This window comes from Streptomyces silaceus, from assembly GCF_001419745.1.
Taxonomy (GTDB): Bacteria; Actinomycetota; Actinomycetes; order Streptomycetales; family Streptomycetaceae; genus Streptomyces; species Streptomyces silaceus.
The window spans coordinates 1-5,255 of record NZ_LIRJ01000274.1 but is presented as its reverse complement, the minus strand read 5'-3'; the positions used below and the strand labels follow the sequence as shown (position 1 = coordinate 5,255).

At 74.9% G+C, this 5,255-nt stretch carries 3 protein-coding genes and 1 pseudogene; 3 read left to right on the top strand and 1 reads right to left on the bottom strand.

Features of this window, described 5'->3' with window-relative positions; translation table 11 throughout:
- Together AOK22_RS39995 and AOK22_RS24380 are read left to right on the top strand one after the other, a co-directional pair.
- Positions 1 to 405 (top strand): annotated as a pseudogene (locus tag AOK22_RS39995) (hypothetical protein); the annotation flags it as partial.
- A complete protein-coding gene (locus tag AOK22_RS24380; RefSeq protein ID WP_055700852.1) occupies positions 350 to 718 on the top strand; it encodes a hypothetical protein in 369 nt (122 codons plus the stop codon). The pseudogene AOK22_RS39995 and the gene AOK22_RS24380, both read left to right, overlap by 56 nt.
- Positions 719 to 789: 71 nt before the next feature.
- Here AOK22_RS24380 and AOK22_RS24375 read toward each other — a convergent pair whose 3' ends face one another.
- Positions 790 to 2,433 carry a DNA repair helicase XPB gene (locus AOK22_RS24375; RefSeq protein ID WP_055700851.1) on the bottom strand — a complete coding sequence of 548 codons (1,644 nt, stop codon included), beginning with the start codon at positions 2,431 to 2,433 and terminating at the stop codon, positions 790 to 792.
- 176 nt (positions 2,434 to 2,609) lie between these two features.
- On the opposite strand from AOK22_RS24375, the gene AOK22_RS24370 reads away from it, so the two are divergent.
- Positions 2,610 to 5,150 carry a helicase C-terminal domain-containing protein gene (locus tag AOK22_RS24370; protein ID WP_055700850.1) on the top strand — a complete coding sequence of 847 codons (2,541 nt, stop codon included), beginning with the start codon at positions 2,610 to 2,612 and terminating at the stop codon, positions 5,148 to 5,150.
- The last annotated feature ends 105 nt before the right edge of the window (positions 5,151 to 5,255 follow it).

The following is a 5,255-nucleotide window of genomic DNA, read 5'->3' as shown; positions in this document are numbered from 1 at the left end:
CACACCCACACCCACACCCACGCCCACGCCCTGCTCCTGACCGCGTTCACGGCCCTGCTGGTCTCGCCCATCAGCTGGTCCCACCACTGGGTGTGGTGCGTCCCGCTGATCGCCCTCCTCGCCGCCGAGAACAGGCCCCGCCTCGCCGCCGCCGTGACCGTGCTCTTCACGGCCCGCACCTTCTGGCTGCTCCCCCACCAGGGTGACCTGGACCTCCGACTGCCCTGGTGGCAGCAGCCGTTGGCGGCGCCGTACCCGCTGCTCGCGCTCGCGCTGCTGCCGATGTTGAGTACGTACCTGAGTACGCGCACAGAGGTGCCGCACCCCCGCCCGGGGATTGACTCACCCCATGGACACGGAACAAGAAGCCGCGACGGACTCGCGCGAGGAGTGGGCCGCCCGTAACGCGGCCTACGCCGCCGCGCACCCCGTCCCGCCCCCGTCCCGCATCCTCGGACCGGCCCTGGCGACCCCCGCCGTCCTGATGCTCCTCATCCTCGGCGGGCTCCTGGTGGAGCTCGACGCCGAGCTCGGCGGCGCGTCGTCGCAGCAGCACCAGGACCTGCTGGCCCGCTACCTCCTGGCGCTGTTCGCGGGCCTCGGCTGTCTGACGGCGGCCTGGCTCACGCCGCGCGCGAGTCGCGCGGCGTGGCTGCGGACGGCGTTCGCCGTCACCTCGGTCGTATCGATCCCGGCGGCGATCCTCTCCGGTGGCTGACCTCCCGGCGGCCCACCGTCCGGACCCTCGCCCACCGTCCGGACCCTCGGCCGCCGCCCGGCTCCGGCCGCTCAGCCGCCGCTCAGCAGCTCGTCCGCGTCCACGATCCGGTACGCGTACCCCTGCTCGGCGAGGAACCGCTGGCGGTGCGCCGCGAAGTCCTGGTCGATGGTGTCGCGCGCCACGACGGAGTAGAAGCGGGCCTCGTGGCCGTCCGCCTTCGGCCGCAGCACGCGGCCGAGGCGCTGCGCCTCCTCCTGGCGCGAACCGAACGTTCCCGAGACCTGGATGGCGACGGTGGCCTCCGGCAGGTCGATGGAGAAGTTGGCGACCTTGGAGACGACCAGCACGCTGATCTCGCCCTCGCGGAACGCGTCGAAGAGCTTCTCGCGCTGCGCGTTCGTCGTCTCGCCCTTGATGACGGGGGCGTCCAGGTGGGCGCCCAGCTCGTCGAGCTGGTCGATGTACTGGCCGATGACGAGGGTCTGCTCCCCCGCGTGCTTCTTGACGAGCGCCTCCGTCACCTTCCGCTTGGTCGCGGTCGTCGCGCAGAAGCGGTACTTCTCCTCGGCCTCGGCCGTCGCGTAGGCGAGCCGCTCCGAATCCGTGAGGTTGACCCGCACCTCGACGCAGTCGGCGGGCGCGATGTACCCCTGCGCCTCGATCTCCTTCCACGGGGCGTCGAACCGCTTGGGCCCGATGAGCGAGAAGACGTCGGACTCGCGCCCGTCCTCGCGCACGAGCGTCGCGGTGAGCCCGAGGCGGCGCCGCGCCTGGAGGTCGGCGGTGAACTTGAAGACCGGCGCGGGCAGCAGGTGGACCTCGTCGTAGACGATGAGTCCCCAGTCGCGGGAGTCGAAGAGCTCCAGGTGCGGGTAGATGCCCTTCCGCTTCGTCGTGAGGACCTGGTACGTGGCGATGGTGACCGGCCGGATCTCCTTCTTCGTACCGCTGTACTCGCCGATCTCGTCCTCCGTCAGCGACGTCCGCTTGACCAGCTCGTGCTTCCACTGGCGGGCGGAGACGGTGTTGGTGACGAGGATGAGCGTGGTGGCCTTGGCCTGCGCCATCGCCCCGGCGCCGACGAGCGTCTTGCCGGCGCCGCAGGGCAGCACGACGACACCGCTGCCGCCGTGCCAGAAGCCCTCGACGGCCTGCTGCTGGTAGGGCCGCAGCGACCAGCCGCTCTCGTCGAGGTCGATCTTGTGCGCCTCGCCGTCGACGTACCCGGCGAGGTCCTCGGCGGGCCAGCCCAGCTTCAGGAGCGTCTGCTTGATCTGGCCGCGCTCGGAGGGGTGCACGACGACGGTGTCCGGGTCGACCCGGGCGCCGACGAGCGGCTGGATCTTCTTCGAGCGGAGGATCTCCTCCAGGACCGGCCGGTCGGTGGTGGTCAGGACGAGCCCGTGGACGGGGTGCTTGGAGAGGGTCAGGCGGCCGTAGCGCGCCATCGTCTCGGCGACGTCGACGAGCAGCGCGTGCGGCACGGGGTAGCGCGAGAACTCCACCAGCGCGTCCACGACCTGCTCGGCGTCGTGCCCGGCGGCGCGGGCGTTCCACAGGCCCAGCGGGGTGACCCGATAGGTGTGGATGTGCTCCGGCGCGCGCTCCAGCTCCGCGAAGGGGGCGATGGCACGGCGGCAGGCGTCGGCCTGCTCGTGGTCGACCTCGAGCAGGAGGGTCTTGTCCGACTGGACGATGAGGGGACCGTTCACGCGAGCGCCCTTTCCTTAGGCCAAACGTCCAGTGTGCCGCATGGGCCCGGCACCGAGGGCTGACTCGCCTCCGGGCCGGCCGGGCTCCGCACACCGCCCGCGGGCCGCACGCGCGCGCCCGGTCCGATGAAACACGCACGGCCGGCGATCTCTTCCGACCCGCTAACGTGAACCGGATGAGCACCGACGAGCCGCAGCCCACGGACAGCGCCACGGACAGCGCCCCCGACGGCGCGCCCACACCGCCGCGCCCCGCGGACGCGCCACGCTCTCTCGCCGAAGCCCTCCGGTCGCGCGACGACGGCGCGCTCGCCGCCCTGCTCCACGCCCGCCCCGACCTGCTGAGCCCGGTCCCCCACGACGTCACCCAGCTCGCCACCCGCGCCGGCACCCGCGCCTCCGTGGTCCGTGCCCTGGACCGTCTCGACCGCTTCGCGCAGCAGGTCGCCGAGGCGCTCGCCGTGGCGCAGGACCCGACGACGTACGACGAGGTCCTCGCGCTGCTCGCGGGCGACGACGGGGACGCGGGCATCGAGAAGGCGCTCGGCCGCGCGCTCGGCACGCTCCACGAGCAGGCCCTCGTCTGGGGGCCCGACGACCGGCTGCGGCTGGTGCGCACGGCCCGCGAGCTGCTCGCGCCCACCCCGCAGCACCCGTCCCCGACGGGCCTCGGCCCCACCGTCGCCGAGGCCACGGCCGGGATGTCGCCGACCCGGGTCCAGGAGATCGTCGCGGCGGCGGGCCTGCCGACCACGCACGACCCGGTGTCGGCGGTCGAGTCCCTGACCGCGCTCTTCACGGACCGCGCCCGGATGTCGGCGCTGCTCGACGAGGCGCCCGCCGAGTCGGTGGAGGTGCTGTCCCGGCTGGTCTGGGGCCCTCCCTACGGCCAGGTCACCGCGGACCCGGCCCGTCATCTGCGCTGGCTCCTGGACCGCGGCCTGCTCCTGCCGACCGCGCCCGGCACGGTCGTGCTGCCCCGCGAGGCGGCGCTGCACCTGCGCGCGGGCCGGGCGCAGCGCGCGCCCGAGCCGGTGCCGCCGACCGTGGAGGCGGCGCGCGAGACCCGTCCACAGGTGGTGGACGCGACGGCGGCCGGGCAGGCGTACACCGCGCTCGCCACCGTCGAGGAACTCCTCAAGGACTGGGACGAGGGCGGTCCCGCGGTGCTGCGCGCGGGCGGTCTGAGCGTGCGGGACCTGAAGCGGACCGCGGTGGCGCTCGACGCGGCGGAGCCGCTGGCCGCGTTCTGGGTCGAACTGGCCTACGCGGCAGGCCTGCTGGCCTCCGACGGCGAGGCCGACGAGCGGTACGCGGCGACACCCGCGTACGACGAGTGGCAGGAGCTGCCCCCGGCCGAGCGCTGGACGGCGCTGGCCACGGCGTGGCTGGCGGCGACCCGCACGGCGGGCCTGGTCGGGGGGCGCGACGGCAAGGACCGCACGCTGTCCGCGCTCGGGCCGCACCTGGACCGCTCGGTGGCGCCCGAGGTCAGGCACCGGGTCCTGGAGCTGCTCGCCGCGCTGCCCGAGGGGACGGCGCCGGTGCCGGACGCGGTGCTGGCCCGGCTCGGCTGGGAGCGACCCTCGCCCGGGGCGCGGGACCTGCGGGACCGGATCGCCCGGTGGACGCTGGACGAGGCGGAGCTGCTGGGCGTCACGGGCCGGGGGGCGCTGTCGGCGCACGGCAGGGCGCTGCTGTCCGGCGACGACGGTCAGGCGGGTGGCCCGGCCCGCCGGGGGCCGCACGCGCACGACAGGGATACGCCCGGTGAGCGGGCCCTCGCCGCGGCACGTGCCGCGCGGCTGCTCGCGCCGCTGCTGCCCGAGCCACTCGACCACGTGCTCCTCCAGGCCGACCTGACCGCCGTGGCGCCCGGTCCGCTGGAGCGGCCGCTCGCCGAGGCGCTGGCCGTGCTCGCCGACGTCGAGTCGAAGGGCGGTGCCACCGTGTACCGCTTCACGCCCGGGTCCGTGCGGCGGGCGCTGGACGCGGGGCAGGCGGCGTCGGATCTGCACGCGTTCCTCGCCGCGCACTCGCGGACGCCGGTGCCGCAGCCGCTCGCCTATCTGATCGACGACGTGGCCCGTAAGCACGGGCATCTGCGGGTCGGGGCGGCGTCCGCGTACGTGCGCTGCGACGACGAGGCGCTGCTCAACGAGATCCTGGCCGACAAGCGCGCCCAGGGCCTGCGGCTGCGGCGCCTCGCGCCGACCGTGCTGGCGGCGCAGGTGGACCCCGGTGCGCTGCTCGACGGGATCCGCTCGATGGGGTTCGCGCCGGCCGCCGAGTCGCCGGAGGGCGACGTCCTCGTCACGCGCGCGCACGCGCACCGGACGCCGCCCCGGTCGGCGCCGGAGCCGGTGCCGGACGGGCCGCCGGTGCCGGACGCCACGCTGGTCGTGGCGGCGGTGCGGGCGATCCGGGCGGGGGACGTGGCGTCCACGGCGCCGCGGAAGGCCGCGCCCGAGGGGGCGGGGGGCGGGCTGCCCCGGTCGGCGGCGGCCGAGACGCTCGCGACGATGCAGGCCGCGGTGCTGACGGGGGAGGCGGTGTGGATCGGCTACGTCAACGCGGACGGGGCGGCGAGTCAGCGGGTCATCGCCCCCGTGCGGGTGGAGGGCGGCTTCGTCACGGCCTACGACCACACGGCGGACGAGGTCCGCACGTATCCCTTGCACCGCATCACAGGAGTAGCGGAACTGGCAGACGACTGAACCAACGGCGCCGGGACCTCCCCTTTCCGACTCCCCGGCCCCGGGTCCCTTGCCCTCCTGCACCGGGGCGGGAGCCACACTTCGCGCCACCCGGCACCGTGGGCT